Genomic DNA, 25,787 nt, shown 5'->3' on the forward strand with positions numbered 1-25,787 from the left:
GTAGTGCGCGAGGCCCGCCCCGTCGTCGTGCACGTGGTCACGGTGATCGGCCAACGACAGGTATGAGTGGGTGGTGCACGTCCGTTACCACACATAGAGGTATAGGGTGACGGACCATGCCGAACGACACCATCGCCGATGCCCGCGCCCGCCTCACCGCCTGGACCGACCCCAACGGACCCGCCCGGCTTCGCTCAGCGGGCTTCTCCGAGGAGGCCCGCCGGCACTACCGCGCGTACACGGGCGCCTGGCTCGACCACTGCGCCGAGCAGTCGATCGACCCGTACGACCGGGCGCGCGACCGCGACGGCGACAGCCTCACGCACCTCGCCGCCAAGCACTGGATCAAGTCGCTCACCGACCCGCTCACCGGCGCCCCCGTCCCCCTCGCCACCAAGGCCGTCGTCGCCTCCGCGCTCAAGTCGTTCTACGCCCACCTCCTGGAACAGGGCGTCACCGACGGCATCGAACTCTCCCGCGCCGCCCTCATCGGCGCCCCCGTACCCACCGAACCCACCCGAACCGGCCTGCGCGGCGACGGCCCCCGCTGGATCCTCCAGGCCGCCGACCGCCTGAACGGTCCGGACGCCGACCGCGACCGGGCGATTCTCTACCTCCTGATGAACCAGTACCTCGGCCACCAGAAGCTGCGCCCCTCCATGATCCGCTCCATGGAAGCCGACGGCGGAACCAACGAAGGCTTCCGCACCACCTGGAAGGTCAACCCCGCCAACGCCTCCGACACCGTGACCATCTCCGTCACCATCAGCCGCGACGCCGCCCGCCTCATCGACACCTACACCGCAGGCACCCGCGCCGTAAGCCCCGCCCGCGGCACCACCGCCACCACCGGCCCCCTGTTCACCGCCTCCGGGAACCGGGCACGCGGCGCCGGGCTCTCCCGCTCCGACGCCGTCAACCGGATCGTCGCCAAGGCGGTCGCCTCCCACGAGGAACTCGCCCCCTGGGCCAACCGTCTTTCGGCCGACTTCATCGCCGCCACCCAGCCCGCCACCAAGAACCACGAGGATCAGCGCACGACCGCCAAGTAGTGGCCGCCGCGGCGTACGTCGCAGGACACCGCGCCGGCCGCCGAGTCCAAGGACACCCAGCCCGACCGAAGGAGCACCGCCACATGAGCACGACCGCCTTCACCGCCCGCGTCACCGACAAGGACGGCCGCTGGCACCTGGACATCCTCGAACCCGACCGCACCGTCCGCGTCACCGACCCCCAACCCGGGCCCCACGCCGAAGAAGCCGGCGACGCCCTCTTCCCCTACCACTGGAGCGACCGCGCCGCCCTCCTCGGCTACAAGATCACCGGCGACTGGACGCCCGCCGACGGCAGCACCGAGGCACCCTGCGAAGCAGCACCGGTGGCGTACGCCGCCCGGGACGCCGACGGCCGCTGGAGCCTCACCGTCCAGAACGCCCCCGAAGGCGCCCCCGCCCACCAGGCGCTGGACGACGAGGAGTTCTCCCAGCGCGACTTCACCGAGCACCTGCGCCAGCTCGGCTACTACACCTCGAACGTCGGCGCCGTCTTCCGCCTGGACGACGGCCCCTGGACCGAGCACACGGACGGGCGCTGGAGCACGCCCGCGCACACCGTGGCCTCCTTCGCCACCCACACCGCGACCGTCCGGCCCGTCGACGGCCGCTGGACCCTGGAGATCGCCGGGAAGACCTCCCACCTCGGCGAGGACGAGCACCCCTTCGCCCCCTCCCGCGCCTCGGCCGCGCTGATCCTGGCCGGGTACGAGATCCCCGGACTGGAATACCACCGACCCTCCACCACCGGCCCCTGGACGCTGCAGCCCGGCACCGTGTACACCGTGCCCTGCTACCCCAGCCCGCGCCGCACCGGCTGACCCGCGGCCTGTGTCGGGGGACACCGAGCCGGCTGCAGTGTCCCCCCGACACCCCCTCTACCGAACGCCGATCGACCGGATCACCTCCGCCGCATCCCGGTCGCCACGCATGGACAGCTCGGTCGCCAGGGCCGAGACCTTGCCTGCCATCCCCATCAGCAGGGACGGCAGGATGCACTCCTCGTCCGACCCGGCATCGGCGATCCTCCCGTACGACTTCCCCAGCTCCTGGGAGAACTCCTCCTCCAGCGCCGCGCCACGCTCCTCCGGCGACCCCTGCGCCGGCAGGGTCAGGTCCTCCATCCCACGGGTGGCCATCAGGCAGGCCAGGCGGACGACTTCCTGGTCGAGGACCTTCACGTCGACGTACATCAGGGCTCCTTCGCGTTGGTGCGGGCCCCCTGCATACCGGAACGCGGGGAGCCGACACGCCGCTTCACCACAGGGCGGGGACGGCCGCCGCCAAGAGCAGCGCGAACCCGGCGGCCGTCAGCATCACCGCGATGCGCACCGTGCGGTACTTCGCCTTGACGCGCTTCGTCATGGCCACCACCGCCTCGGCCCGCCGCTCCGGGGCTAGGTCGGCGAGCAGCTCCTCGGGGGTGCAGGCGGCCCAGTGGAGCCAGGATCCGCGCCCCGGCCCGGTGATCTGCGGGAAGACCACCCACAGGACCGTTCCGCTCGCGGCCGCCAGCGCGGCCAGGCCCAGGAGCAGCAGGACGGCGGTGGCCGGGCCGAGGCTGCGGCCGGTCACGACGGCGGTCACCACGGAGACGGGGACGGCCAGCGCGGCCAGGAGCGTGCCCGCCTTCGTGTCGGCGCGGCCCAAATCTCCGCGAGGACCAGGGTGTGCGCGGTGCCGATGTGCTCGTTGTCGTTGATCTCCACAGGGGTTCCCTCCCAATGAGTGCGCCCCCGGGGGTTCCGGGGGCGCGGGGTATGTCGTCCGGCTGGTTCTGGCCCACCTGGGCGGTGCGGCCGCCCGCAGCTGGTGCCGTACGACACGTGGCCGGCGGAGGTGTCCTTCAGCTCCGTCAGAGCCGGGTATGGGTCGGCTGACGGCCTGGGGTACGCGGCGCGGGCAGCGGGCCGAAGGCCCTAAAGGGCTTCATGCACAGGCCGCACAGGATCGGGCCGTCCGTCAGCGAGCGGGGGGTGAGCTGGAGACGGCGCACCGGAGTGCAGGAGCACATGGCGGTGACCCGCTTGCCGGCCCGCGTCTGCGGGCCCTCCTCTTCGGCGCTCTCCCACTCGACGTCGAGGCTCGAGATGAGACGGTCCAGGCGGCGCATCTCCTTGGCGAACTCCTCCTCTTCGAGCTTGATGCGCTTGTCGCGCTGGCGTACTTCGAGGTTCTGGCGGGCCTGAACCTTCCGGTTGCGTTCGGCGGCGATGACGCGCCTGGTGCGGTGGTGGTCGGCGTAGGCGAGGGTGGGGTCGTCCAGGGCGGCGATGACGTCGGCGTACTCGGCCGCCGTGGTGTCAGGGACGGTGGAGTCGGAGAAGCCGATGACCAGATCGGGGAAGGAAGGGGACAGAAGGCCGAGCTCGGCGGCCAGGGCCACGAAGGTCCGGTTGTGGTAGCGGCACTCGTTGGAGGTGTCCTTCAGTCCACGAACCCAAGCCAGGCCGTGGGCAGCCTCATGCAGCAGCACCCGCATCACCGCCCGGCCGCCCTCGGACACCGCCTCCCCGGAGACGTACAGCTCCGGGCGTACAGCGTCTCCTGAGCGCCCGATGCTCCAGACGCCTGCCGGATGGTGGGCGAAGTGACCCCAGTGGTGGTCCTTGTTGTCCAGCGCGCGCCCAGCGACAACCAGGACTTCGGGTACGTCGGGGTGGCGGGATCGGATCGCGTCCCAGGCGCTCTCGAACGCAGCGACGAGGCGGGAGCCGTGCTCGGCGGTGTCGGTCATGATTCACTAACGTGTGCACGTTATTACTGGTCACAGCAGACCGAGATCCTGGCCCTATAACGTGTGCACGTTATAGGCGCGGCCGCGCTGGCCGACAGAGCGTACGGGGCCCTCTGTGCTCCTCGGCCCGGCGGCCGGCCCGCGGCGGGTGCCGTACGCCAACCGCCGCGGGCCGGTACCTTCGTGAGCCGACCGGCACATCAGGGGAGGCGGACGCATGGAGCATTGGTTAAGGCGGCGGCCCGTACGGGAGCCAAAGCGGTACAAGGTGTTCGACTGCAAGCTGTGCCCGGGCAAGGGGACCGACCGGCAGATCCGGGGAGTCGGCGCGCGGTGCGCGGCGTACCGGGTGTGTTCCTCCTGCGACGCCTGGCTGACATGCGTGGGCTACCGGTTTCTCGGGGACCAGGACCCGGACGGGCGCCGCGCGCTGCGGATCGACGGCCGCCACTACCTGTCGTGGTCGAAGGAGCAGGGGTTTCCGCCGGAGATCGGGCACGTCGGGTTGGAGGTCCACCACTACGCCTTGCTGGACGACCCGGCCACCGTGCACTCCACCGAGCGGCTGTGGCTCATGGGCAGCATCCCGGATGCGTTCCGCGGCAGGCTTCCGGACAACGCCGTCTTCGCCCCAGCTCCGTAGAGCGGGCGTCTACGCCGCTGCGGCAGCCTGGGCGATGCAGGTGCACGGGCAGGCGCACGCCGGATCGGTGGCCGTTCCGGGGGTGCTCCGGCCGGCGCGGTGGATGCGCAGCCAGCGGCGCAGGTTTCGGGTGGCGACGAACAGGTAGCCGGCGGTGCCCAGGAGGAAGCCCCACTGCCCGAAGAGCAGGGAGTAGGCGATCCACGCGGACTGGCCGACGATGGTGAACGCCCACCCGTACCAGCGGCCCGAGCCCTGGAGCCACAGCCCGGTCAGTCCGACGCCCGCGAGGATGAATGACCAGATCAACATGGAAACGACGCTAGCGCCTCACCCCGCTTTTCCGGGCGCGGTGTTGACATGGGCGCAGGCGGTGTGCCAAGGCTGGTGTTCGTGAACGAATCGACCCCGGGCCAGCCTCGCTGCACCGGCCGGATATTCCTCCCCGACAGTGCCCCCGTCGAGCCAGGCTGGCACAGGTGCGAGCTTGAGGACGGGCACGAGCTCTACGAAGAGGAGCACCACGCCGAGCCGCTGTGCGGGACCGACGTGATGCCCTTCGCCGAAGGCCTGCACTCCTGGATCCGCTGGAAGGGCTGGACCACGGAGTATGAGATCTCGGTCCTCGACCACTGCGAAGCCCCCCGGAACCATCCGGACAACCCCGATAACGACCACTGCTGGCTCTACGACCAGCACCCGGGCCACTGCGCCTGGGCCCTGGCCGACGCCTGACCGCTCCGGGCAGAAGGCCAACCTCCGTCAGGGATCCGCGCCCTGCCTCGGTACCGGGGGCGCCTCCGCGTCCAGGACGGCATGGGCGTCTTCTGGACCTGCAGTCGTCGGAGAGCCCGACCGGCCGGCTGTACGGGTCCCACCCAGGCGAGCTCGCGCAGAGCACAGGCGGGGCGCTCTCCGGTACCTCTGCGGGCTACAGGCCGAGGAAGTGGCGCAGCCACGGCCACGCGGAGAGCACGCCGAGGGCTGCACCGATCCAGGCGATGTGGACAAGGTCGGCCCCGGCGTTGGGCTTGGACCGGATGAGGACATCGCGGTGTCCAGCTCCGCCGCCGTGGACGTCGGCGCGGTGCTGGTCTCGGGCGGCGATCGCCTTGCCTCGGGGCATTCGGCTGGTGGTGACGTAGATCCGGCAGGCGGAGCACCATGGCCGGTATCGGTAGTACACGGGGGTCTCCTCGAGGCCAGAGCGGGAGGCCAGAATTCTGGCTAGCAGAGTGGCAAGAGTGGGGTGTGAGCTGCGGTTTTCTGGGGTCTTGGGGATGAGGTGGGGCGGGGTGCGGAAGGGGGGAGAGGGGGCCTTGGAATGGGTCAGGAGAAGTCGTTTTGGATGTTGGTGATGCGGGGCTCGGTGGGGGTGAGGTCGACGGCTCTGGCGACCTCGGGAGAGGGGAGGTCCGAGGCCCTGATCCCGGTGAGGTTGTCCCCCTTCACCGAAACCTGGCGGCGCACGGTGATGCCGTAGAAGTCGGCGTGTTTGCGGGCCCTCCCCTTCTCCCCCAGGGCCTTGTCCAGGGTCGCGAGATGGACTCCGACGGTCCCCGGGGCGATCAGCGAGCGAGCGAGGAGGACGAAGCTTTCGCGGTCCATCAGGTGGGTCTGAGGCTCGGGTTCCGCCTCTTCTTCTGCGTCTGGATCGGGACCGGAGTCTTCGGGGACGGTTCCCTCCCCCGGGTTCTCGTCGTCTTCCCGGTTGTCGGCGGTTTCGGGTTCGGCCAGGTTCCGGTGGGCGACGACGAGGGCGATGATCATCCACAGGGCGAGAGCCGCGGCAACGAGCATGGACCGGTACGAGGCGTCCTCGGGTATGTCGTCCCACTTCACGTAGAGGGTCCAGGCGCCCCACGCGGCGATAAGGAGGCGCAGCTTCCAGTCTCCGGTGAAGGTGATCTTCCAGAGCCAGGAGGCCATGATGGTGGAGCCGTCCCACAGGGCCCGCAGGTAGGACCCGGCGAACTCCACTTCCTTGCTGATGTTCACGTCGGGCTCCTACAGGTGGATGAGGGCGGCGAGTCCGGTGGCGACGAACTGGGCGACCATCGCGTACCCGGCGCCGGCCGCGTTGTAGAGGGGGGCGGCGAGGAATCCGGCGAACGCGCTGCGGCGGGCGGTGAGGTTGAAGAGGACGATCACGAGGGTGACCGCGATGCACAGGGCGGCGTAGCCGACGCCGGCGAACACCGGGTTGGACTCCCTCAGGTTGTCGATCAGCCGCATCAACGAGTCGGCCGGGGCCTGCCACGGACCACCCGCAGCCTGGTAGAGGGACGCGGCGACGAACGACATGAGGGCGGCGGCGGCCTGCCCGATCTTCTTCTTCGGGTTCTTCTTGAGGAAGGCGATCATGAGGACGGTCACGGCGAGTGCGGCGCCGGGGTATCCGATGTCCCCGAGCCACGGGCCCGGGTCGGCAGCGGCGAAGTACACGGGAGGACTTCCTGGTTCGGGCCCGGGGCCGTAGAGGCCGAGAGCAAGGAGGGCAGAGACGAAGGGGATGCGGGTGGCCCAGGCGAGAATCCGGGCGAGGGGTCCGTTGCTCCGGATGAACAAGGAGCGCAGCAGGGCTCCGGCGAGGAGTGCGGCAGTGGCCACGCCCAGCCCCTGATAGACGGCCGACTCCTGGCCGTACTTCTCGCCCTGGTGGGTGAGGAACTCGCCGGCCCACTGGACGAGGTTGAAGGCGTATCCGGCTCCGGCGGCGGCCGCGAAGTAGGCCAGGCGCTGCCAGTCGCGCCATGATCCCGCCTCTTCCGGTTCCGGGTCGGGTTCGGTGGCGGCGGCCGGGACGGTGACGATGATCGGGATGGGTATCGGGGTGGGGACCGCGATGGGGACGTGGACGACCGGGCCCGAGGGTGGCGGGGGCGGCGGCCACGCAGGCGGTGGAAGTCCTCCTCCGGGCGGCTGACGCGGTGGAGGCGGAGGTTTCTGGCCGCCGGGCGGGATGATCGCCGTGATCGTCGCAGGCTTCGGCGTCGGTGGAGGTGGAGGTGAGGGCACAGGGGAACCCTTCGCGAAATGCAGGGTGTTGGGGGTGTCCCGAGGCTATACCGGCCGGGCCCCCGCACGTCGCCCTCTTTAGAACATGCCATCGAATTTGTTGCGTCGTCAGCGGGCGCCGCCGCACTTCGGTCAGGAAGGGCGGAGAGGCTCTGGGCCGGCGAGATGCCGAACGCCGCCGGGGCGATGGCCAGTCCCGTTTCGCTGATCGCCTGTACGCGTCGGGGATGGATCGCTGATGATCGGATCACGACAACCGTGCAGGCGAAGGAGCTTGGAATGGGCAGTGTGGTCAACAGCGTCACCGGGGGCACCTTCGCGGGAACCCTCATCCAAACGGGCGGGGACATCACCGGTCTGACGTTCACCAACGGCGTCATGAGCGCGGAATCCGCGCCGGAGCCGGCCGCGGGCGCCGAGGGGGAGCTCACCCGGGCAGAGCTGGAGTCGCTGGCGGTGTCGGCGGCCCGCCTGTACCGGGAGATGGTGCGCCAGGGCATCGGCGAACAGGCCGCGCACGTCCTCACCGGTGCGCAGCTGGACCTGATCAGCCGGGCGCAGCGGGTGTACGCGGCGAAGCTCGACGACGCGTAGGCAAGGGCCGGTCAGCACCTGGCCGGCGCGCTGGTCGCCCCCTGGTGCGGCACCAGGCACCTCGATCCAGCGGGAACGGGGCCGATATCCCGCCCGGCCGTCGTTCGGGTGGCGGACCTCATCTCGTCGGCCACCGCGGTGGTCCCGGCTCCGGCGCCGCCGGGTGCTCTCGAGTACCTGCTGCGGGAAGACGGGCGGGCCCGCACCCTAGTGGCACTAGGGTGCGGGCCCGCCCGTGATCATCAGGTCAGTGTGTCTTGAGCGCGCGGACGCTCCTCAGGGCGTCCCGCAGCGTGATCCGGGCATTGTGGAGGTGGCGGCCGCCGCCAGCCCAGTACCAGCCGAGAATGCGGCGTCGCAGAGGCAGCGGGCCGTTGCTGTACCGGCCGAGCCACAGCTCTCCGGCGGGCTCCGGGTACGTCTTGGCCGGGCGCCCCTCGCTCATGCTCATGCGCACTGCTCCTTGCTGATGACAGCCGTGGGCGAGTAGCCGCCGCCCTTGTCCGCCATGCCGTCGGGTTCCTTCAGCGCCTCCACGGTGGCGTGGTACCTCGTACGGTACGCCCCGGGGGTGCACGGGACAGCCAGCTTGGACTGTTTGGTGACCCCCTTCGCGGGCGCCTTGTCGAAGGCATCGCGGTCCACCTCGACCCAGCCGTCTGCCTGCTTCCGCTCGACGATTACGGTCAGGCTCTGCCTGAGGACCGCCTCGTAGCAGGTCACGTCGACCTGGCCCACGATCTTCCCGCGCTCCACGTAGGGGAAGTGCATGATGTAGCGGCAGGCCTGCCCCTTGTCCCCGTTGACGGCGCCGCCTTCGGCAGGCGGTGCGCACCCGGCCTCCTCCGCGCCGGTGGAGACGAGCACCGCGAGGAGTACTCCCGTCACGGTCAAACCACGGCGGAGCCGTCTGCTTCGCGCGGGTATCGGTGTCCTCGGGTTCGCGTCCATGCGCGGAGTGTGGTGGCGGCCCCGCCGGTAGGCAAGGCTCCGAGGAGAGAACCGGCCACCCGGAATGAAGGCCCGGTCACGCGTACGCGGGAATCGCGCTCACCGACCCGGCTCTGTGGCCGCGCCGGGGCAAGTCCCTGCTGTGGGACTTCGGCGGCCGGGGCTGGGAGCAACTGCGCGACGGATTCCCGCCGGTGAGTCTCGCCGTCGTCGACCGCCCGCTGGGAGACGGGGTAAAGCAGGTTCGCGGCGGCGCCTTGAAGTGAGGTACAGCGCCGCGGCTGGCGCAGGTGCTGTTTGCCACCTGCGCCAGCCGTCGGGCTGGAAGGGTGGGGCCATGGACGACATGAGCAGGCTCCTGTGGCGGATCGAGCGGGTGGTGCAGGTGGACCACTCCCAGTTCGTCATCGTGGATTTTGACGAGGGCAGCGACGAGCACTGCAACCCTCCGCTGGGGCAGGACGCCGGTCTTGGGGTCGGGGAGCGGGCTGTCCGTGTGATGAGTTTGATCGGGTACCACGAAGTCGAGCTGGACTTCGAGGTCTGGGACGGGGAGCCGGGCCCGGGGAAGGTGCCGCCGGTCGGCGAGGTGGAGATCCTGTCCCGGTACGGGGTGGTCACGGTGGAGGAGCTGTTCCAGGGGCACATGAATCATGGGCCGATCGCCCTGGGGGCGCCGGGCCGCTACCGGGTCCGTGTGGAACGCCAGTGCTTGTTCCCGCTGGAGGAGCGCTGGCAGTTGCAGCACTCGGGCCGCGAGAGTGGTCTGGAGAAGTACGTCGTGCGGACATGGCGGGTGGGGGACCTCAACCAGGGCCTGCGCTGGGAGGACTAGAGCGGCGCCACGGGCCCCGGACGCGCTGGGGCAGGTGGAGGTGAGCACGGTGACCGGTGCTAGGGCTGTTGAGCACCTGCTGTGGGTGGGCGCGTCCTAGACTCCGGCGATGGACGCACTGGACTTCGCAGGGATCTACGCAACCGGCTTGCCGGAGCAGCAGGCGCTCGCCGGACCGTTCCACGGGCAGTGGGGCTGGCTCTGGGTGCTGGGGGACGACGAGGGAATCCACACGGTGAAGCTGAGCGAGGACGAGCAGTTGGCGGTGAGTCCGACTGCGCTGGGTGTCCGGGTCCGGATCGGGCCCGGTCCCATCGCGGCGGCCGTGTCGTACTGGTCGCAGTCCCCGCCGGACGGGGCGGGTCTCCTGGTGGCCGATGTTGAGCTTGTGGCGCCGCAGCGCGAGATCCGGTGCACCTCGACCGAAGGCCGCAACGAGGGCGTCCTGGTGCTCCCGGAGGGCCGGAAGGAGGTACGGGTGCGGGTGTGGCGGCGGCCAGTTCCCGAGGACGGCGGGGTGGAGCAGTTCGACGTCCGGGTGTGGCCGCTGCGGTAGCGCGCCGGGCCCCGTATACCGTGGTGTACGGGGCCCGGGCCCAGGTCGCAGGGCAGCTATCCGCCGATGATGGGGTAGAAGCCCTCCCGGTTGATGACCCGCTCGTCCACGTACCAGGTACGCAGCCACGTACCGGCGGTGTTGTTGTCCGACGAGGTCACGTAGCGGACCGAGAAGTTCCCGTCGCCGGCGCCTGCGCCCTCCATCGTGCTCGCGAACGGGTACTCGTCGCACTCCTTGCCCGCTGGAGTCCCGGACGGAGACAGTGCCTTGCACGCGGTGTTCTTCGCGGTCGTGTTGTCCTTGCGCCGCTGGTAGCTCTCCAGGTCCCAGACGACGTCGGCGGCGTAGTGCAGCGGACGGCCGGAGCCGATCTTCCCGGGAATGGACTTGCCCGCCTTGGTCGGGAAGGTACTGCCCGGGTTGGTCTGGGCGTCGTAGATGTGCTGCGCGACCTCGTTCACGGCCGGGTCCGAGCGGGTGTAGTCCCACAGGGCCGCGTACTTGTCGGAGAAGATCGTGGCTCCGTTGGTGCCGAGGTAGGCCGCGGAGTCGGCGCGGACGTTCGTGGTGTGGAGCGTCACCCAGCCGAGGTTGAGGTCCGAGCGTGCCTGCTGGGCGACGGTGCACCGGCTGATCTTGTCCGGGGTGTACCCGTCCGCCTTGTTCGAGTTGATCTCGAAGACGGCGGTGCTGCCGGAGCGCCAGGCGGCGACGGTGGTGGGGCTGTTGCCGACGACGCCGCAGGCCGGGTTGGAGCCGTCGGTGTCGGAGTAGCCGGAGGTGCTGTACGACAGCTCCAGGCGGACCAGGGCGGCGGGGAGGACGACGCCGGAGTCCTTGAAGTTGGTGAACTCGGTGGTGAAGAACGTCTTGCGGGAGCCCTTGTCGCCGCGTCCGGCGGTGGTCATCCGGAACGTGGTGTTGCCCTGGACCTGGCCTTCCGTGTCGATGTAGTAGATGACGCTGTCGCGGCCCGCGCACCAGTTGAAGCGGTCCATGGCCATCGCACCGCTGCCGCTGGTGTCGGTGTTCTCCCGGCACCACTTGACCGTGACGAACGGCGTCGAGTGCGGGACTGGCCCGGCGAAGGAGGCCTGCGGCCCGGCGGTGGGCTGCGGAGTCAGTGGCCGGGATATCTCGGTCTTGGCGGCTTCTTCGGCCGCCTTCGTCAACGTCGGCGGGGCGGCCGCGCGGGGCGCGGTGAGGCTGGCCGGGAGGCGGGAGCCGATGGGGAGCACCGGGTTGCCGGCGCTGGTGATGCCGCCGAACACCGCCTTCACCGGGGGCTTTGCGGCTGTCGCCGTGGTGGCCGGGAGCGTCGCGGTGAGGAGGAGGGCAGCGCTGAGAGCGCCCAATAAGGCGCTGGTTCGCTTCATGAGCCGGGAGCGTAGTGCACGTGTTCGGCCGTTCGGGAGATGTTCGCGAACGTCGGTTGCCGAGCTGGGTGTCCGTCGGCAACCGACCGGCACTCGTCTCGTGGGACACTCCGCGGTCATGGAAGAGGAACCTCTCGACAAGTGGGCGCAGCGCTTCCTGGCCCGTCAGCAGGGCCGGGTGGGCAGGCTGCGGGCGGTGCCGATGGCGCCGGGTCCGGCCCGTGCCGCGCACGTGGAGCCGGACAAGCCTCGGGTGATCGAGCGGTGGGACGGGTACTCGTGGCTGCCGTACACGCGGCCAACTACGCCCAGGCGCAGCAGATCCTGTACCCGCCGCCGAAGCAGGACGGGCCGCCCTCCGAGGGTGGGCCGGTTCCGGTGCGCGGGCGGGGGCGGCACCGCAAGCCGCGGCCCGGCGAGGAGGGCTAGGGTTCGGCGGCACCGTCACTGGTGTTCCCAGTAGCCGATGTCGTCGCCGCTGTAGCCCCAGGAGGGTGACGTGGCCACGGGCTCGAGGAATGCGGCCTGGCGAGGCCGGGCCCAGGAGACGGGGGCCAGGGCCTCGTTGACGAGGTCGTGGTCGTCGGTCCACTTCTCGATGCGGCGGGTCATCACGACCACGGACACCTTGTAGCGCTCGGCGATCCTGCGGATTTCCTCGCCCTTCATGTGACGGCGCATGATCTGTAAGCGGTGGGCGTGGAGGTAGGCGTCGATCTGCTTGTGGGTGGCCTTGGGCTCGGAGTCGAGGTCGGTGGCGGTCATCAGGGGCATGACGGTGCTCCGTGGGTGTCGTGGGACATGCGGGCCGGCGAGCTGTCGCCGGACACAGTGCGGCCCCGGAACCCTCTGCTGTCCGAGGAAGGGGTGCCGGGGCCGTGCCGTACGAACTGTGCAGACTGCGGGCGCGGCTGGTGCCGACCCGTTACGCGACGTCGTCCTCGGCGGCCTCCCCTTCGTCGGTGGCCTCGGCGTCGATCTCTTCGGCCGCGTCCGGGTCGTTGGACAGGACGGCGGCGGCGATGAATGCGCGCATGACGGATTACCCCCCTTTCCGCAGGTGGGTGACGCTCAATCGGTACAGGCGAGACAGTAGCGCCCCGTGAGGGGCTGTCCGCCCAATTCTTGAATATGCCAGGCCGGTTGCCCTGGGTCAGCTACGGGCATCGGCGGGGGTCTTGAAGAGGTGCTCGGCGCGGTGCGCGCGGTCCAGGAGGACCGGAGTGAACGCGCTGACCTGCGTTCCGTAGGTGATGCAGTTCCCGCAGTCGAGATCGTAGGCGGGGACCTGTTCGGGATGGCTCACCGCGATGTGCTCGGCGAGGACTTCGGCGCTCTTGTTCCGCTGCCGGACCCCGGTCTCCGTTCGGACGGCCCAGAACAGCTTCCGCCAGACCACGACTCGTATCCGGCACACCCTGCAGTCGGCCATCCACCCGGGGATCTCCGGCAGCGAGTGCGCCGGGGCATGGGTGATGGATCGGATTGTCACGCAGGTGACGGTACGGGCCCGGAGCGGGCGCGCACCCTCGTGGTTCCGGCCAAACCCCGGTGGGTGTGGCCGGGAAGGGTGTCGCCCGACACCCGCGCCGGCCTCATGTCGTGCGACACGGGCCGCGGGTCAGCGGGCGTCGTCCAGGACGCGGCGGGCGCCCTGGGCGAGGAGATCGGCGGCCACCCCGTGGCCCACGGCCTCGGGTGAGGGGCCCTGGAGGGTGGACTCCAAGCGGGTCTTGCCGTCCGGGCTGAACACGGCGCCGGTCAGGCGCAGCTCCTTGCCCTGGACGACTACGTCGGCGTGCCCGGCGATCGGGGCGAGGCAGTGCCCGGCCAGCGCGCGGAGCATGGTGCGCTCGGCGACGGCCTCGGCCTCCGCGTGCACGTCGCACAGCCGCCTCACGGCCGCGATGGTGGCCTCGTCGCCGGTACGGGTCTGCAGGGCGAGGAGCCCGGCCCCGACGGCGGGGAGCATCCGCACCGTTGAGATCGTCTCCAGCACCATGCCCTCGCCGATCCGGGGGTCCGCGCTGCGGAGGCGTACCAGGCCGCAGCGGGCCACGATCAGGGCGTCGATCTCCCGTTCCGCGAGGAGCCGCAGGCGTGAGTCGACGTTGCCGCGTACCGGGACGGCGACGAGGGCGGGGTTGTAGGTGGCGAGCTGCGCGACCCTGCGCGGCCCGGAGGTACCGACCCGGGCGCCGGGGAGCAGCTGGTGCATGCGGGTCCCGCCGGCGGTGACCATGACGTCGTTGACGGCGTCGCGGGACGGGTAGCCGACGACGGTCAGCCCGTCGGTGGGCTCGGTGTCGCCGGGCATGTCCTTGAGGCAGTGGACGGCGAGGTCGGCGCGGCCGTCGAGGAGAGCCTGCTCGACGCCTTTGACGAAGGCCCCCTTGCCGCCGAGGTCGACGAGGCGGCCGGCCCAGCGGTCGCCCTCGGTGGACACGGGCAGGATCGTGACGTCGGTGTCCGGGTACCAGTGCGCGAGCCGGTCACGGACCTGCCCGGCCTGGAAGAGAGCCATCGTGGACGGACGGGACGCGATCGTGATGCGTTCGAGAGTCATGCCGCGCACCATATGCCCGCCAGAGCAGCCCAGTTGCCGTCACGTTGTCGGCGAGCACGGAAACAGGACGGGCCCCACCGGCAGGGGGTCCGAGCCGGGCAGTGTCCGGGGACACGGTGACGGCGGCCGCGTTCTGAGGCGCAGGCCGCGGCGGCCCTACGAGCGGAGTTTGGCTGCGTGGGGCGACATGACTACCGGCCTGCGCCCCACGACACCAGGCGCGGGCTACTTGTGAAAGATCGCCTCGACCTCGGCGGCCGTCTGCCAGGCCGCGCCCATCATCGCCATCAGGACGACCACGGTCTCCTTCTGGGACTGTGGATCGGCCGCCCAGACCTCGCGCATCACGGCCATGATCTCGGCGGCGTCCTCACCGGCCGGGTCGATCCCCGCTTGTGTTCCCGTCGCCCGCTTGTGCAGTTTCAGGTCGGCGGCGGCGTTCATAAGCCGCGCGCAGAGGGAGGCGGCCTTGGGAAAGTGTCGGTGGGCTTCGGCGTTGGGGATCGCTGAGAGCCCCGAGCACACGGAGGAGAGCAGGCTGAGCAGCGAGGCCTGTTCCTCGGGGTCGAGTCCGTACCAGTGCAGATCGACGTAGATGTTGTCCTCAGCGGCGGCCAGCCCATCGCGGGCGACCTCTTCTACGAGCCGGTCGAAGGCTTCCTGCGCAGTGCGCTTCACGCCGGCGTCACCCGGCCGCTCCTCGGGCTCGCCCCGCGGGCCGCCTTCACAGGGGGCGGGGATGTGTTCGTCGGGGGAGGCTGAGGAGGGGGAGTGCTGGTCAGACACGGGAGTCTCTTCCGGTGCTCTGGCGGCAGTCGAACAGCAGAGGAACACGTTGGAACCTCTGGAACACGGGGTGTCGCAGACTGTACTGGCTCCGGGCCGAGTCGGGACTGGCCGGCTGCGTGAGCTCGGGGAGTGCTCGTCGTAGTCCGCCCTCCAGTGTCGGGGACGACGACTGGGAGGGCCCTTCGCCTTCCGTAGACCGTTCCGTCCGGAACAAGTTCCTCGGCACGCGGCAAGTGAAGGCGGCCGAAGGGTTCCGCGGTCTGGTCAACGCGGGTAAGTAGCTGATGACGCCGGTGCGGGCACAGCGTGAGCTTGCTCCCGCCGATGCGCGACGCCCCCTCTTGAGGGTGTCGCACTACGCGTCCGATGGCGTACGACGTGCGCCATCAGACGGCACTATGCGAAGCCCCCCACCCCGGTTCCGACGGGGTGGGGGGCTTACGCACTCCATGCCCAGCACTACTGAGCAACGTGGCCGGCGAACGCCGACCACGCGAAGGCTGGGGCCGGCTGCCCGGCTCCTCCTGATCTCGTGCGGTAGACCTCAGCGCGCTACGAGCCAACGTGGCCGGTGAACGCGGACCAGGCGTCGACAGAGAACGACAGGATCGGCTGGGTCACCGCGCCGTTCTGCTTGGAGTCGCGGACCACGACCGGCACGGCGGTCTGGTAGTTGGCCTCCAGGCATTCCCCGTTGGGGTCACCGCTGTAGGAGGACTTGAACCAGCCGTCGGTACGGGTGTTGCGGGTGGTGCTCATGTGGTCATACCTCTCGTGAAAGTTGTTTCAGGAACGCGGGAGTTTCGTAGGGGGGCAGCGCCCCCCGGGACAAAGCTTCGAACCGCCGCTCGAACTGCTTGATCGACCTCGGTGTGGAGGAGACCCGCGTGCTGCCATCCACGGTGGCACTGGCAACGGCTGGTTCGAGGCGCTGCTCGGGGTCGAAGCTGAAGATCCCGAAGCCACCGCTCGTCGCACGATAGGTGGGGGCCCTCTTCGGGATGATCTGAATCGTCACATTTGGCAAATCGGTCAGATCAGCGATGGCTCGCAGCTGGGCGCGCATGATTTCGCTGCTACCGACCGTGTTCGTCAGCCCTGCCTCTTCCATGACGCAGTGGAGTTTCATCCCCTCCTCGGTGATGCGCTTCTGCCTCTTCAGGCGGACGTCGACCGCGTGCTCCACGAACTCGTTCGTGGTGTCGTTGGCCTCCTTCGCCGCCAAGATCAGCGCGTGAGCGTACTCCGGGGTCTGGCACAAGCCGTTGACGACCCCGGGGACCCACCACTTCGCCCCAACGGCTCCTGATTCCAGGGCAAGGTAGAGGTTCATGCCTGAAGGCAGGACGGCAACGCTGGCGGTCCACCAGTCATCGGCCTTGGCCTGCTTGTGCCAGTCCATCAACATCGCGTGCTCGTCCCGGCTGAGCTCGTACTCGCCCAAGAGGGCGGAGAGCTGCTCTATGCGCCGGAAGCCGCTCGTCCCGCTCTCGATGTTCGTGATGGTAGATGCTGCACACCCGGCCGCCTTCGCCGCCTGCGCGCCCGTCAACCCGGCTCGTTCCCTCAGGCGGGTGAGTTCCGCGCCCAGCATGATCCGGAGGAACGTCGCTCCGACGTTCGCCGCCATCTCTTCCCCTTCCGATCGGTTCGTCTCGCGGTCATGCCGGTTCGTCTCCGAGATACCCGGGCTCGGCTCCGCACACCCCCGGTTCACCTCCGGGATCCCCCGGTTCGATTCCAAACCCTGCCGGTGCGCCTCCAGTTGAAGTCGGTTCGCGTCCGTCATATACCAATCCGCCGTTGGGGTGCAACGGCTGTCGCGTTCAGATTGAATTCAACTCGAAGCAGGAGCACGGTGTATGTGAGCCGCCCGGCAGCTCGGAGGAACCCTTCCTCGGCAGTCGGCAGCCCGGGACGTCGGGCGGCAATCACCCCCTCCCCGTGGACGGAGCACCACTGTGGCGAGCCTGACCGAGCACGTAAGGACCCCCGAGAGCACCAGCAGAGCGCACGCGGTCAGTCCGCATCCGAACCAGGACCTCGGCCTCGTCCCCCCGCGCGGCCTCGTCCCCATGGACCCCGCCAGTGGTGTGCAGGGCACGACCTACCTGCCGGCGCTGAGCGCGGACATCGAGACCGCGCAGGGCCTGGCTCGCTGGTCGCCCCGCGGCCCCACCACCGGACCCGTGGTGGAGCGGCTGCGGAGCCACATCAGCCAGGACCTGCGAGATGCGGAGAAGTACGTTGCCTCGCTGCCGTGCAGCAGGCGGCGGGACATCGCCGACGAAACCCTGCGGCACGCGTCCCAGGTCCTGGTCCGGAAGGAGTGCCCCAGCCCCGCGGCCAGGCTGTTGATACACGCCAAGCTCGCCGACCACGTGCACCGCTACGCCCAGGCCCACCGGGCTACCCTCCCCGGGCAGGCCGCCGAGCGGGTGCGCTGACGGTGTCCATTCAGCCCTCCTGGAACCCGTACCCGGCCCGCCCCCTCGGCCCGGGACCGTTCACCGAGCCCGACCCGCGCTCGCTCGGGTACGACGACGACGGCCACCCCGGCATCAGCTTCGCCGAGGCGGTCCAGAGCCGGGTACCCGTTCCCGTGTCCGGAGACACGGCTGGCCTGATCCGTACGACGCAGCCCTCGTCAGGTGTCCCCACAGTGTGACCCTCCCCGCTCCTTCGGGAACCCCCACACACCCGAAGGGGCGGGCCCCTCCAACCCCACGACCGGTGCATGTCGTACAGCACGGACCGCAGGCGGCCTCGCCGCCCCACCAGACACCCCCGTCGAATGGTCGGAGCCGAAAGACGCGACGGGACCGCCCTACCCGAGGAGTTCGAGGACATGTCGTTAGCAGACCGGGCAGAGCAGGCCTTCACCCTCGGGCTGATTGCCTGCCAAGCCACCGCATACGGCCTGCTCGGCTACCTCGCCCTCTCGGAGGTAGAGCCCTCGGCATACGCGCTGCCCGCCGTGTCCGCTCCGGACCTGGCGGCCGACGACCCCGGGTGGTCGGAAGTCCCGCCGCCAGACTCCGGCCACCCGGTCTGACCGCCCCCTCCCCACCGGGGCTGTCGGGCGACTCGGTCGCCGGCTTGAGCCGCACCACACCACCGTGCAGCTCGCCGCCCTGCCGAACGCTCCGCGGTGCGGCATAGCCGCCGACACCCTCGAGGGAGCCCGCAACCTCCTCAAGAGGAACTGCTCCGTCCCGGCCGCCCGCCTGACCTTCCACGCCCAGTACGCCGAGCACCTGCTGAGCGTCGCCGAGCGGTGGTGGGCGAAGAAGCCCACCGGATCGTGGGGCCCACAGACCGCTCCGGGGTCGGGGGGCCTGCCTGGCCCGGCCTCGGAGCCACTACCCGGCAGACCGTGTCGCAGGACACCGCGCTAGCCGCAGTGTCCTGCGACACCCGAGAAAGAAGAGAGCCACCCATGCTCCGCGACCACTGGCGCGAGTTCCGCAACGACACCTTCCTCCTGACCGTCAGCGCGGCCACCGCGACCCCGTTCGCCGTCGCCCCGCTCCTGCACGGCGAACTGCCCGCGCCCGGCCCGTCGGTGATGGCCCTCGCCTTCGCCATCGCCGCCGTCCGTGCGCACCGCCGCCGCACCGGCCCGTCCATCTACAGCTGACCAGGGCCGCACCACCCCGGCCCCGTATCCGCGGGGGCGGGCCCATACCGCTTCCATCCGCTTCAAGGGAGTAGCTGTGGTCGAAACCAAGCACGTTCCGATCCCGACCGTCCCCGAGGGTCCCCTCGACACCTCCCGCCCCCACTTCGTGGGTATCGGAGGGGCCGGGATGTCCTCCCTCGCTCTGCTCCTGGCTCAGCGGGGCTCGACGGTCACCGGCTCGGACGTGCGCTCCACCACCGTCACCGACCGCCTCCAGGCGGCCGGTGCCACGATCAGCATCGGCCACACCGGGGCGCTCCCCGGTAGCCCGAGCCTGGTCATCTGGTCCAGTGCTCTCGGCACCGACAACCCGGAGGTTGCCGCCGCCAGCCGCGCCGGCCTCCCGGTCGTGCACCGTTCCCAGCTCTTGGCCCACCTCGTTGCCGAGGTCAAGGACTCCGTCATCGTGGCAGGCACGCACGGCAAGTCCACCACCACGGCAATGCTCGCCTCTGCCGTCGGCGTGCACCTGTCCGGCTGGTCCGGCGGCGGCGACATGATCGCGACCGGCGCGAACGCGGGCACCGGACCGGGAGACATCTTCGTCGCCGAGGGCGACGAGAGCGACCGGTCCCTCACCGCCTACCGGCCCGAGGTCGCCGTCATCCTCACCGTGGACGACGACCACCCCGAGACGTACGTCGACCGCGACGACGCCATCAGCGTCTACGCCGAGTTCGCCCGCAACGCGAACGCCCTGGTCTTCTCGGTCGACGACGAGGGCGCCCGGCACGTCGCCGAGCTGGTCGACGGCCAGACCCTCGCCGTCGCCTACGGGCGCTCGGCCAACGCCGACGTGCGCGTCACCGGCATCCGGCCGGACGGCACCGGCTCTCTGATCACCCTGCGCGGCCCCGACGGCGTAGAGACCACCCTCGGCATCGCCGTACCCGGCGACGCGGCGGCCATGAACGCTGTCGCCGCGTACACCACCGGTCTCGTCCTGGGCATCGACCCGGGCACCCTGATCGCCGGGTTGGCCACCTTCGCGGGGGTCGCCCGCCGGATGACGCCGGTCGGCGATGCGGACGGGGTCACGGTCATGGACTCCTTCGCCCACCACCCCACCGCCGTCACCGCCGACATCGGCGCCGCGCGCCAGCTCGCCGACGGCGGCCGGGTCGTGGTCGTCTTCGAGCCCTCCGGCTGGACCCGCACAGCCGCCCTGGGCGAGAGCATCGGCCGGGCGCTCGCGGAGGCCGACGAGGTCGTGCTCCTGCCCGTGCACTCCCTGCTGGACTCCCCGATCGGACAGGTCGGCACCGAGAAGGTTGCGGCGGCCGTCGCCGAGCACGGAACCCCCGTGCACGCCGTGCCGGACATCACCGCGGCCGGCGAGGTCTGCGGGGAGCTGGTGCGCCCCGGTGACCTCGTGCTGACGATGGGCACCGGGGCCGTGGCCGAGGTGGGCGAGGCGCTCCTCGCCCACACGGTCAGCGCCGTCCGGAGCTAGTCGTGGTCTCCCACGGTGTCGTTCGCGAGGAGGAGTGCGGTGGCCTCCAGGCCGGTGCTGTGGGAGCCCTTGACCAGGACGATGTCCCGGGCCGTCAGGACACCTGCCACGGCGGCTGGCACGGCGTCGCGGTCGATGGCCCGGATCACGTCCAGGAGCGGGTTCTGTTCCCGCGCGGCGGTGGCGAGCGCGTGCGCGTGCTCGCCACCGACCGCAACCAGCAGGCCGACACCGGAGTCGGCGGCCAGCTTGCCGACCTCCCGGTGTCCGGCCTCGGCCTCCGGGCCCAGTTCCTTCATCTCCCCGAGGATCGCGACGGTGCGTCGGTCGCCGGCCATTGCGGCCAGCGCCTTCAGCGCGACGCGCATCGAGTCCGGGTTCGCGTTGAACGCGTCGTTGACCACCCGCATCCCGTCCGGCCGGTCCAAGACCTCCATGCGGCCGGTCGTCAGGTTCCGTGCCCCGGACAGCGCCTCGGCGACGTCCGCGAGCGGCATGCCCAGGCCGGTGGCGACAGCGGCAGCCGCGAGCGCGTTGGCGACGTGGTGCTCGCCGTGCAGGCCCATCTCGACGCGGGCGTTGGCGATGCCTCGCAGGTGAAGGCGGAACGAGGGGCGTCCGGCCTGGTCCAGGGTGACCTCGTCGGCCCACACGTCCGCGTGCTCGCCCATGCCGAACGTCCGAACCCGTGCCTTCGTGCGCTCGGCCATCTTGGCCACGAGCGGGTCGTCGGCGTTCAGGACGGCGAGACCGTCGGCCGGGAGGGCCGCGACCAGTTCGGACTTGGCCTCCGCGATGGCCGCCTTGCCGCCGAACTCCCCGACGTGGGCGCTGCCGATGTTGAGGACCAGGCCGACCTGCGGGCGGGCGATCGTCGTCAGGTTCTCGATGTGCCCGGCTCCCCGGGCGCCCATCTCCAGGACCAGGTACCGGGTATCCGGGTTGGCACGCAGGATCGTGATGGGCATGCCGATCTCGCCGTTGAAGCTGCGGTCGGTGACGCAGGTCGGGCCGAGCCCGGGGATGACCTGGGCGAGGAGGTCCTTCGTGGAGGTCTTGCCCGCCGATCCCGTCAGCCCCACCACGACCGGATCGGTGAGCTGGGCCAGGGCGTGGCGGCCGATGGCAGCCAGCGCGGCAAGGGTGTCGTCCACGACGATGGCCGGCACTCCGACGGGGCGGGAGGCCAGCACGGCGACCGCCCCGCCCTTGACGGTGCGGGCCGCGAAGTCGTGGCCGTCCACACGCTCGCCGACGAGCGCGACGAACACGCAGCCCGGTACGACCTCCCGGGAGTCGGTGACGATGCCCTGCGTCATCGACGCGGCCGGGTCGGGCACGTCGGTAAGGCGGCCTCCGGTGACGGCGGCGATCTCTTCCAGCGAGAAGGACAACATCGTGCAGGACTCCCTCGGTACAGAGGCTCCCCGGAGGTGCAGTCGCGCGCCACCGGCCCGATGCAGACCGTAGCCCTCCCGGCGGTGTCCCCCGACACATGGCCGGCGCCCGTGTCGTCCACCACACCCATCTAGAGGAGCACCAGCCATGGCCCCCGTGCCCAACGAGAACCCCCTCGTCGCAGTCGTGACCGGCGGGAAGTCCACCGAGCGGGAACGGTCCCTGCTGTCGGGCAAGGCCGTCTTCGAGTCGCTCACCAACCAGGGCTACCGCGCTGTGATGCTCGACACCACCGCGGCCGACTTCGACACCGAGGTCCGCAACGTCGACATCGCGTTCCTCGCCATCGCCGGACAGCACGCCGAGGACGGCCACCTCCAGGGCTACTTGGAGACCATCGGCGTCCCCTACACCGGATCCGGGGTCCTGGCCTCCGCCACCGGCATGGCCAAGACCGTCTCGAAGAAGCTCGTCGCTGAGGCCGGGATCGAGGTCGCCACCACCGGCCTGATCGAGCCCGGCAAGACCACCGGGGAGATCGTCGCTGATCTCCTGGCCACCGTCGGCCTGCCCCTGATCGTCAAGCCGATCTCCGAGGGCGGCTCCATCGGCATGGTCCTGGCCCGCGACACCGACACCCTGACCACCGCCATCGCCCGCATCGACGCCGAGCAGGGCTGGTTCGCCGAGCCGTTCGTGGAGGGCACCCCGGTCACCTGCGGGGTCCTGGATGTCGACGGCTCCCTCATGCCGCTGCCGCCGCTGGAGACCCTCCCTACGAGCGCGGAGTTCTACGACTACGCCTCCAAGCGCGACGACACCTTGCACGAGTACCGGTGTCCGGCCGAACTCCCCGCCGACGTCATCGCCTTCATCCAGACCAGCGCTGTGGCCGCGCACCGGGCGCTGGGCTGCGCCGGTCACTCCCGCAGCGACTTCATCGTCACCACCGCCGGGCAGGTCGTCTGGCTGGAGCTCAACTCCCTGCCTGGGCTGTCCCACCACGGAAACCTCGCCACCATGGCGAACGCGGCCGGGATCGACTACGACCAGCTCGTACGGATGATCCTGACCAGCGCCGACCTGAGCGGCGGGTACCGGCCGTGACCTTACCCATCACCCCCGACGACGTCGTCGAAGCCTCCCGCGCCCTGCGCGGCATCGCCGTACGAACCCCCCACATCTCTGTCCCCGCCCTCAACGAGGCCGCCGGGGCGACGGTGATCGTCAAGGCCGAGAACATGCAGCGCACCGGGAGCTTCAAGTTCCGGGGCGCCTACCACCACGCCGCGAGCCTGCCCGACGACGCCCGCCAGCGCGGGATCATCGGAGCCTCTTCCGGCAACCACGCCCAAGCTCTGGCGTTGGCCGGGAGGCTCCTCGACGCGCCCACGATGGTCGTCATCCCCTCCGACGCCCCCAGGGCCAAGGTCGAAGGCGCCGTCGCGCTCGGCGCGGACATCGTCGTCTACGACCGCCGCTTCGGGGACCGCGACGGCCTGGTGGCCGACCTCGCCGAACAGCACGGCCTGACCATCATCCCCTCGGCGAACTCGCCCCTCGTGATGGCCGGGGCCGGGACGGCCGCCATGGAACTCATCGCCGACCACCCCGAGATCACCACCCTCGTCGTGCCCGTCGGCGGCGGCGGCCTGGCCGCCGGAACCGCCGTCATCGCCAAGGACCTGCGCCCCGGAATCCGGGTGGTCGGCGTCGAGCCGCGCTCCGCCGCCGACACCCTGGCCTCCCTGCGCGCCGGCCACCGCGTCTCCCTCGCGGAAGTGCCGAGTACCGTCGCCGACGGCCTGGGGCACACCACCCCCTCCGAGCTGCCCTGGCAGGTCAACTCACTGCTCCTGGACGACGTGGTCACCGTCGCCGACCACGACATCACCGCCGCCATGGGCTACGCCTTCCAGCACCTCAAGTGCGTGGCCGAACCGTCCGGCGCGGTCGCGCTCGCGGCCGTTCTCGCCCACCGCCTCGACCTGGCCGGGCAGACGGTCGGTGTCGTGGTCTCCGGCGGCGGGGTGGACCTTCGCATGTTCCATGATCTGACCAGCAGCTTCCGCACGAGGAACGGAACCCCCGCGCATGCATGACTTCCCGACCATCACCCAGTACGCCAGCGAGGACCTCATCGAGGCCATGGCCTACCAGGGGCACCCGGTCGCCGACGACCCCCTCTGGCCCGAGACCGGCGCCCCCGACCTGGCCACCTACAGTCGCTGGGCCGGCAACATCTGCGGCATCGCCTGCCTGCGCATGGCGCTCCTGCGCCGCGACGGCACCGCCCCGCGCCTCTTCGACCTCCTCGACGGCGCCCGCAAGTACGGGGCGTACGAGGAGCTGGACGGCGGCGTGATCCGGGGCCTGATCTACGCCCCGTTCGTGGACTACGTCCGCGCCGAGCACGGCTTCGAGGCGGAGGTACAGGGCCGCCTGCCTGTCGAGGACCTCCTGACCCTCGTCCGGAACGGGTTCGCCGTCATCGCCTCCGTCAACAAGGAGATCCGTCGCCCCGAAAACCCGGCGCCGGGCAAGGGCGGACACCTCGTGTACGTCACCGGGCACCGGGACGGACAGCTGCACTTCCGCAACCCCTCCGGGCACACCGACCAGGCCCGCAAGGCCGCGATCCCGGTCAACGTGTTCACCGAGTTCTACGCCGAGCGCGGCGTGAGCTTCGCCTAAGTCGCCTCCCCGCGGCCTGTGTCCCGCGACACCACGACGGCCGTGGTGTCGCGGGACACCCTGCCGGCGACGGTGTCGCCGGACACACCAGGCAGGAACAGAAGGGACCGAAGATGATCCGCAAGCGGGCAATCAGCTCGTGCACACCCCTCCTCCGCGACCGCCTCACCGCCAAGGGCTACCGGCCGGGCACTGAGGAAGAGGTTCACGAGTCGTACTTCACCGTCTCCGTCGCCGAGCGCTGGCACGGCGATGAGCATGTACTGGTGAGAGCCACCCTCGCCAGCGGCATCGCGGTCTCCTACACCCCCGCCGACGGCGGACCGGACCGCGCCAACGACATCGACCCCGCGGCCCTGGCCCTGCTCCTGTCCCAGGGCGACGACGCCTCGGTGCGCCGCCGCCTCGAAGCCCTCGGCCTGGACCGCCTCTCCCGCCTCCTGATCCACCGCACCACCTACCGCAACCCGAACTTCCCCGCTTACGCCGTCTCCCTGGCCGTCGTCAAGGGGATCGGCACCTACGTGGAAGCTGAAGCCCTCGGTACTCCCGAGCCCGAGGCCGCCCTCACCACCCTCGAATTCGGCCTGGGGCTCGGGGCCTTTCCCCTCCAGCGCGCCCCCTACCGGCAGTTCGCGATCCCCGCCTGGGACCCCCGCCTCGTCGGATACGACGGCTGGCACACCACCCCCACCGTGTCCCACGACACCAAGACCGGCGAGGTGTCGCGCGACACGGCCCGCGGAAGGGCCACCGCATGAGCAGCCCCCAACTGGGCGAGGGCCAGGGCCTGGCCATCGGACTTGCGACCGCCGTCTACATCACCCACGGAGACGACGCCGGGCCGCTCCTGGTGCGCTCGGCTCGCACAGGCCGCTGGATGCTGCCTGCCGGGTACATGCGCCCCGGGGAGGACAGCCCGCTCCAGACCGCCGGGCGCATGCTCCAAGAGGCCACCGGCCTGGCCCTGCAGAGCCCGGCTCCGCTCCTGGCCATCGACTTTCACCCCGCCACCGCCCAGGCCGCCCCGTACCAGCTGATGGTCTTCGACGGAGGCCACCTCACCGGCCGCCGCCTGAACTCGGTGCGCCTCCCCGACCGCTACGACCGGTACGAGACCCCGCCGTTCCCTGCCCTGGCCGCGCTGGAGGGCACCACCCCGCTCCTGGCCGAGTTCCTCAAGCACGTCCGCAAGGCCCGCACCGCCTACCGGCCCGTGCTGCTCCAGGCCGGACGGCAGGTCTCCTTCAACGGGCCCGGCGGCAGCGAGAAACCGTGGGACGCCGACCCCGCACACACCTACCGCCACGTGGTGGAGGACAGCGACTACGGCACGGGCGCCCCTCTCGGCCCCACCCGGGCGTGACATCTATTCACCCGAGCGGGTGGCACAGGGGTGGTGGCCTGGCGGTCAGTGGCTACACGGGAACCTCCGCCCAC

The 25,787-nt window shown here is 70.6% G+C and carries 36 protein-coding genes; 19 read left to right on the forward strand and 17 right to left on the reverse strand.

The window, feature by feature from the left end; genetic code table 11:
• The first annotated feature begins 116 nt into the window (after positions 1-116).
• Entirely contained in the window at positions 117-1,052 is a 936-nt protein-coding gene (locus tag ACFRU2_RS31095; RefSeq protein WP_382978390.1) for a hypothetical protein, read from the forward strand.
• Positions 1,053-1,135: 83 nt separating this feature from the next.
• Positions 1,136-1,873: a hypothetical protein gene (locus tag ACFRU2_RS31100; protein ID WP_382978392.1), complete on the forward strand. Its 738-nt coding sequence runs from the start codon at positions 1,136-1,138 to the stop codon at positions 1,871-1,873.
• Positions 1,874-1,930: 57 nt separating this feature from the next.
• Here ACFRU2_RS31100 and ACFRU2_RS31105 read toward each other — a convergent pair whose 3' ends face one another.
• From ACFRU2_RS31105 to ACFRU2_RS31115, 3 genes are all read right to left on the reverse strand, one after another.
• A complete protein-coding gene (locus tag ACFRU2_RS31105) occupies positions 1,931-2,245 on the reverse strand; it encodes a hypothetical protein (protein WP_382978394.1) in 315 nt (104 codons plus the stop codon).
• Positions 2,246-2,309: 64 nt separating this feature from the next.
• Entirely contained in the window at positions 2,310-2,702 is a 393-nt protein-coding gene (locus ACFRU2_RS31110; RefSeq protein ID WP_382978397.1) for a Pycsar system effector family protein, read from the reverse strand.
• A 205-nt stretch (positions 2,703-2,907) separates the two neighbouring features.
• Complete coding sequence (locus tag ACFRU2_RS31115) at positions 2,908-3,789, reverse strand: hypothetical protein (protein WP_382978399.1); 882 nt, start codon at positions 3,787-3,789, stop codon at positions 2,908-2,910.
• A 217-nt stretch (positions 3,790-4,006) separates the two neighbouring features.
• Here ACFRU2_RS31115 and ACFRU2_RS31120 point away from each other — a divergent pair, with 217 nt between their 5' ends.
• A complete protein-coding gene (locus ACFRU2_RS31120; protein WP_382978402.1) occupies positions 4,007-4,432 on the forward strand; it encodes a hypothetical protein in 426 nt (141 codons plus the stop codon).
• A 9-nt stretch (positions 4,433-4,441) separates the two neighbouring features.
• Here ACFRU2_RS31120 and ACFRU2_RS31125 read toward each other — a convergent pair whose 3' ends face one another.
• A complete protein-coding gene (locus tag ACFRU2_RS31125) occupies positions 4,442-4,744 on the reverse strand; it encodes a hypothetical protein (protein ID WP_382978405.1) in 303 nt (100 codons plus the stop codon).
• 81 nt (positions 4,745-4,825) lie between these two features.
• On the opposite strand from ACFRU2_RS31125, the gene ACFRU2_RS31130 reads away from it, so the two are divergent.
• Positions 4,826-5,167, forward strand: a complete 342-nt coding sequence (locus ACFRU2_RS31130) for a hypothetical protein (RefSeq protein WP_382978408.1) — start codon at positions 4,826-4,828, stop codon at positions 5,165-5,167.
• Positions 5,168-5,363: 196 nt separating this feature from the next.
• Here ACFRU2_RS31130 and ACFRU2_RS31135 read toward each other — a convergent pair whose 3' ends face one another.
• The 3 genes from ACFRU2_RS31135 to ACFRU2_RS31145 all read right to left on the reverse strand — a co-directional run bounded on the left by ACFRU2_RS31135 (position 5,364) and on the right by ACFRU2_RS31145 (position 7,450).
• The gene (locus ACFRU2_RS31135) at positions 5,364-5,618 is read right to left on the reverse strand and encodes a hypothetical protein (protein ID WP_382978411.1); all 255 of its coding nucleotides are present in this window, start codon (positions 5,616-5,618) and stop codon (positions 5,364-5,366) included.
• A 143-nt stretch (positions 5,619-5,761) separates the two neighbouring features.
• The gene (locus tag ACFRU2_RS31140) at positions 5,762-6,430 is read right to left on the reverse strand and encodes a hypothetical protein (protein WP_382978413.1); all 669 of its coding nucleotides are present in this window, start codon (positions 6,428-6,430) and stop codon (positions 5,762-5,764) included.
• A 9-nt stretch (positions 6,431-6,439) separates the two neighbouring features.
• A complete protein-coding gene (locus ACFRU2_RS31145; RefSeq protein ID WP_382978416.1) occupies positions 6,440-7,450 on the reverse strand; it encodes a hypothetical protein in 1,011 nt (336 codons plus the stop codon).
• A gap of 279 nt (positions 7,451-7,729) precedes the next feature.
• Here ACFRU2_RS31145 and ACFRU2_RS31150 point away from each other — a divergent pair, with 279 nt between their 5' ends.
• The gene (locus ACFRU2_RS31150; protein WP_382978418.1) at positions 7,730-8,044 is read left to right on the forward strand and encodes a hypothetical protein; all 315 of its coding nucleotides are present in this window, start codon (positions 7,730-7,732) and stop codon (positions 8,042-8,044) included.
• A 247-nt stretch (positions 8,045-8,291) separates the two neighbouring features.
• Here the strand turns inward: ACFRU2_RS31150 and ACFRU2_RS31155 are convergent, their stop codons facing one another.
• Positions 8,292-8,495: a hypothetical protein gene (locus ACFRU2_RS31155; protein ID WP_382978421.1), complete on the reverse strand. Its 204-nt coding sequence runs from the start codon at positions 8,493-8,495 to the stop codon at positions 8,292-8,294.
• Positions 8,492-8,932: a hypothetical protein gene (locus ACFRU2_RS31160; protein WP_382978424.1), complete on the reverse strand. Its 441-nt coding sequence runs from the start codon at positions 8,930-8,932 to the stop codon at positions 8,492-8,494. Before ACFRU2_RS31160 ends, ACFRU2_RS31155 begins: the two co-directional genes overlap by 4 nt.
• A 400-nt stretch (positions 8,933-9,332) precedes the next feature.
• On the opposite strand from ACFRU2_RS31160, the gene ACFRU2_RS31165 reads away from it, so the two are divergent.
• Both ACFRU2_RS31165 and ACFRU2_RS31170 read left to right on the forward strand, forming a co-directional pair.
• Positions 9,333-9,830 (forward strand): hypothetical protein, encoded by a 498-nt coding sequence (locus ACFRU2_RS31165; RefSeq protein WP_382978426.1) that lies wholly within the window; start codon positions 9,333-9,335, stop codon positions 9,828-9,830.
• 109 nt (positions 9,831-9,939) lie between these two features.
• Entirely contained in the window at positions 9,940-10,386 is a 447-nt protein-coding gene (locus ACFRU2_RS31170) for a hypothetical protein (protein WP_382978428.1), read from the forward strand.
• A gap of 56 nt (positions 10,387-10,442) precedes the next feature.
• On the opposite strand, the gene ACFRU2_RS31175 is transcribed toward ACFRU2_RS31170, so the two are convergent.
• Positions 10,443-11,765 carry a NucA/NucB deoxyribonuclease domain-containing protein gene (locus ACFRU2_RS31175; protein WP_382978431.1) on the reverse strand — a complete coding sequence of 441 codons (1,323 nt, stop codon included), beginning with the start codon at positions 11,763-11,765 and terminating at the stop codon, positions 10,443-10,445.
• 118 nt (positions 11,766-11,883) lie between these two features.
• Here ACFRU2_RS31175 and ACFRU2_RS31180 point away from each other — a divergent pair, with 118 nt between their 5' ends.
• Positions 11,884-12,228 carry a DUF6087 family protein gene (locus ACFRU2_RS31180; protein ID WP_382978432.1) on the forward strand — a complete coding sequence of 115 codons (345 nt, stop codon included), beginning with the start codon at positions 11,884-11,886 and terminating at the stop codon, positions 12,226-12,228.
• Here ACFRU2_RS31180 and ACFRU2_RS31185 read toward each other — a convergent pair.
• From ACFRU2_RS31185 to ACFRU2_RS31210, 6 genes are all read right to left on the reverse strand, one after another.
• Positions 12,210-12,539, reverse strand: coding sequence for a hypothetical protein (locus ACFRU2_RS31185; protein ID WP_382978435.1), 330 nt, complete (start codon positions 12,537-12,539; stop codon positions 12,210-12,212). The genes ACFRU2_RS31180 and ACFRU2_RS31185 overlap by 19 nt on opposite strands.
• Positions 12,540-12,918: 379 nt before the next feature.
• Positions 12,919-13,257: a hypothetical protein gene (locus tag ACFRU2_RS31190; RefSeq protein ID WP_382978437.1), complete on the reverse strand. Its 339-nt coding sequence runs from the start codon at positions 13,255-13,257 to the stop codon at positions 12,919-12,921.
• Between the two features lie 129 nt (positions 13,258-13,386).
• Positions 13,387-14,331, reverse strand: coding sequence for a hydroxymethylbilane synthase (hemC, locus tag ACFRU2_RS31195; RefSeq protein WP_382978440.1), 945 nt, complete (start codon positions 14,329-14,331; stop codon positions 13,387-13,389).
• A 225-nt stretch (positions 14,332-14,556) separates the two neighbouring features.
• Positions 14,557-15,117: a hypothetical protein gene (locus tag ACFRU2_RS31200; protein ID WP_382978443.1), complete on the reverse strand. Its 561-nt coding sequence runs from the start codon at positions 15,115-15,117 to the stop codon at positions 14,557-14,559.
• Between the two features lie 555 nt (positions 15,118-15,672).
• Positions 15,673-15,879: a DUF397 domain-containing protein gene (locus tag ACFRU2_RS31205; protein WP_327258102.1), complete on the reverse strand. Its 207-nt coding sequence runs from the start codon at positions 15,877-15,879 to the stop codon at positions 15,673-15,675.
• A 4-nt stretch (positions 15,880-15,883) separates the two neighbouring features.
• A complete protein-coding gene (locus ACFRU2_RS31210) occupies positions 15,884-16,909 on the reverse strand; it encodes a helix-turn-helix transcriptional regulator (RefSeq protein WP_327258101.1) in 1,026 nt (341 codons plus the stop codon).
• Positions 16,910-17,081: 172 nt separating this feature from the next.
• Here ACFRU2_RS31210 and ACFRU2_RS31215 point away from each other — a divergent pair, with 172 nt between their 5' ends.
• The 6 genes from ACFRU2_RS31215 (at position 17,082) to murC (ending at position 20,255) form a co-directional block, all read left to right on the forward strand.
• On the forward strand, positions 17,082-17,567 hold the full coding sequence (locus ACFRU2_RS31215; RefSeq protein ID WP_382978445.1) for a hypothetical protein: 486 nt from the start codon (positions 17,082-17,084) through the stop codon (positions 17,565-17,567).
• A 2-nt stretch (positions 17,568-17,569) separates the two neighbouring features.
• On the forward strand, positions 17,570-17,788 hold the full coding sequence (locus ACFRU2_RS31220) for a hypothetical protein (protein ID WP_382978448.1): 219 nt from the start codon (positions 17,570-17,572) through the stop codon (positions 17,786-17,788).
• Between the two features lie 180 nt (positions 17,789-17,968).
• The gene (locus ACFRU2_RS31225) at positions 17,969-18,175 is read left to right on the forward strand and encodes a hypothetical protein (protein WP_382978449.1); all 207 of its coding nucleotides are present in this window, start codon (positions 17,969-17,971) and stop codon (positions 18,173-18,175) included.
• A 64-nt stretch (positions 18,176-18,239) separates the two neighbouring features.
• Positions 18,240-18,518 carry a hypothetical protein gene (locus ACFRU2_RS31230; RefSeq protein WP_382978452.1) on the forward strand — a complete coding sequence of 93 codons (279 nt, stop codon included), beginning with the start codon at positions 18,240-18,242 and terminating at the stop codon, positions 18,516-18,518.
• A gap of 41 nt (positions 18,519-18,559) precedes the next feature.
• On the forward strand, positions 18,560-18,760 hold the full coding sequence (locus ACFRU2_RS31235) for a hypothetical protein (protein ID WP_382978455.1): 201 nt from the start codon (positions 18,560-18,562) through the stop codon (positions 18,758-18,760).
• A gap of 148 nt (positions 18,761-18,908) precedes the next feature.
• Positions 18,909-20,255 (forward strand): UDP-N-acetylmuramate--L-alanine ligase, encoded by a 1,347-nt coding sequence (murC, locus tag ACFRU2_RS31240; protein ID WP_382978826.1) that lies wholly within the window; start codon positions 18,909-18,911, stop codon positions 20,253-20,255.
• Here the strand turns inward: murC and murF are convergent.
• Positions 20,252-21,652, reverse strand: coding sequence for a UDP-N-acetylmuramoyl-tripeptide--D-alanyl-D-alanine ligase (gene murF, locus ACFRU2_RS31245; protein WP_382978457.1), 1,401 nt, complete (start codon positions 21,650-21,652; stop codon positions 20,252-20,254). The two genes, murC and murF, sit on opposite strands and share 4 nt — an antisense overlap.
• A gap of 148 nt (positions 21,653-21,800) precedes the next feature.
• Here murF and ACFRU2_RS31250 point away from each other — a divergent pair, with 148 nt between their 5' ends.
• The 5 genes from ACFRU2_RS31250 to ACFRU2_RS31270 all read left to right on the forward strand — a co-directional run bounded on the left by ACFRU2_RS31250 (position 21,801) and on the right by ACFRU2_RS31270 (position 25,713).
• Positions 21,801-22,760: a D-alanine--D-alanine ligase gene (locus ACFRU2_RS31250; protein WP_382978460.1), complete on the forward strand. Its 960-nt coding sequence runs from the start codon at positions 21,801-21,803 to the stop codon at positions 22,758-22,760.
• Complete coding sequence (locus tag ACFRU2_RS31255; RefSeq protein WP_382978463.1) at positions 22,757-23,755, forward strand: threonine/serine dehydratase; 999 nt, start codon at positions 22,757-22,759, stop codon at positions 23,753-23,755. Before ACFRU2_RS31250 ends, ACFRU2_RS31255 begins: the two co-directional genes overlap by 4 nt.
• Positions 23,748-24,347 (forward strand): C39 family peptidase, encoded by a 600-nt coding sequence (locus ACFRU2_RS31260; RefSeq protein WP_382978465.1) that lies wholly within the window; start codon positions 23,748-23,750, stop codon positions 24,345-24,347. Before ACFRU2_RS31255 ends, ACFRU2_RS31260 begins: the two co-directional genes overlap by 8 nt.
• 113 nt (positions 24,348-24,460) lie before the next feature.
• A complete protein-coding gene (locus ACFRU2_RS31265) occupies positions 24,461-25,108 on the forward strand; it encodes a hypothetical protein (RefSeq protein ID WP_382978468.1) in 648 nt (215 codons plus the stop codon).
• Positions 25,105-25,713, forward strand: a complete 609-nt coding sequence (locus ACFRU2_RS31270) for an NUDIX domain-containing protein (protein WP_382978469.1) — start codon at positions 25,105-25,107, stop codon at positions 25,711-25,713. Before ACFRU2_RS31265 ends, ACFRU2_RS31270 begins: the two co-directional genes overlap by 4 nt.
• The last annotated feature ends 74 nt before the right edge of the window (positions 25,714-25,787 follow it).

Origin of the sequence: Streptomyces sp. NPDC056883, from assembly GCF_042788835.1 — a bacterium.
Lineage (GTDB): Bacteria > Actinomycetota > Actinomycetes > Streptomycetales > Streptomycetaceae > Streptomyces > Streptomyces stoeckheimensis.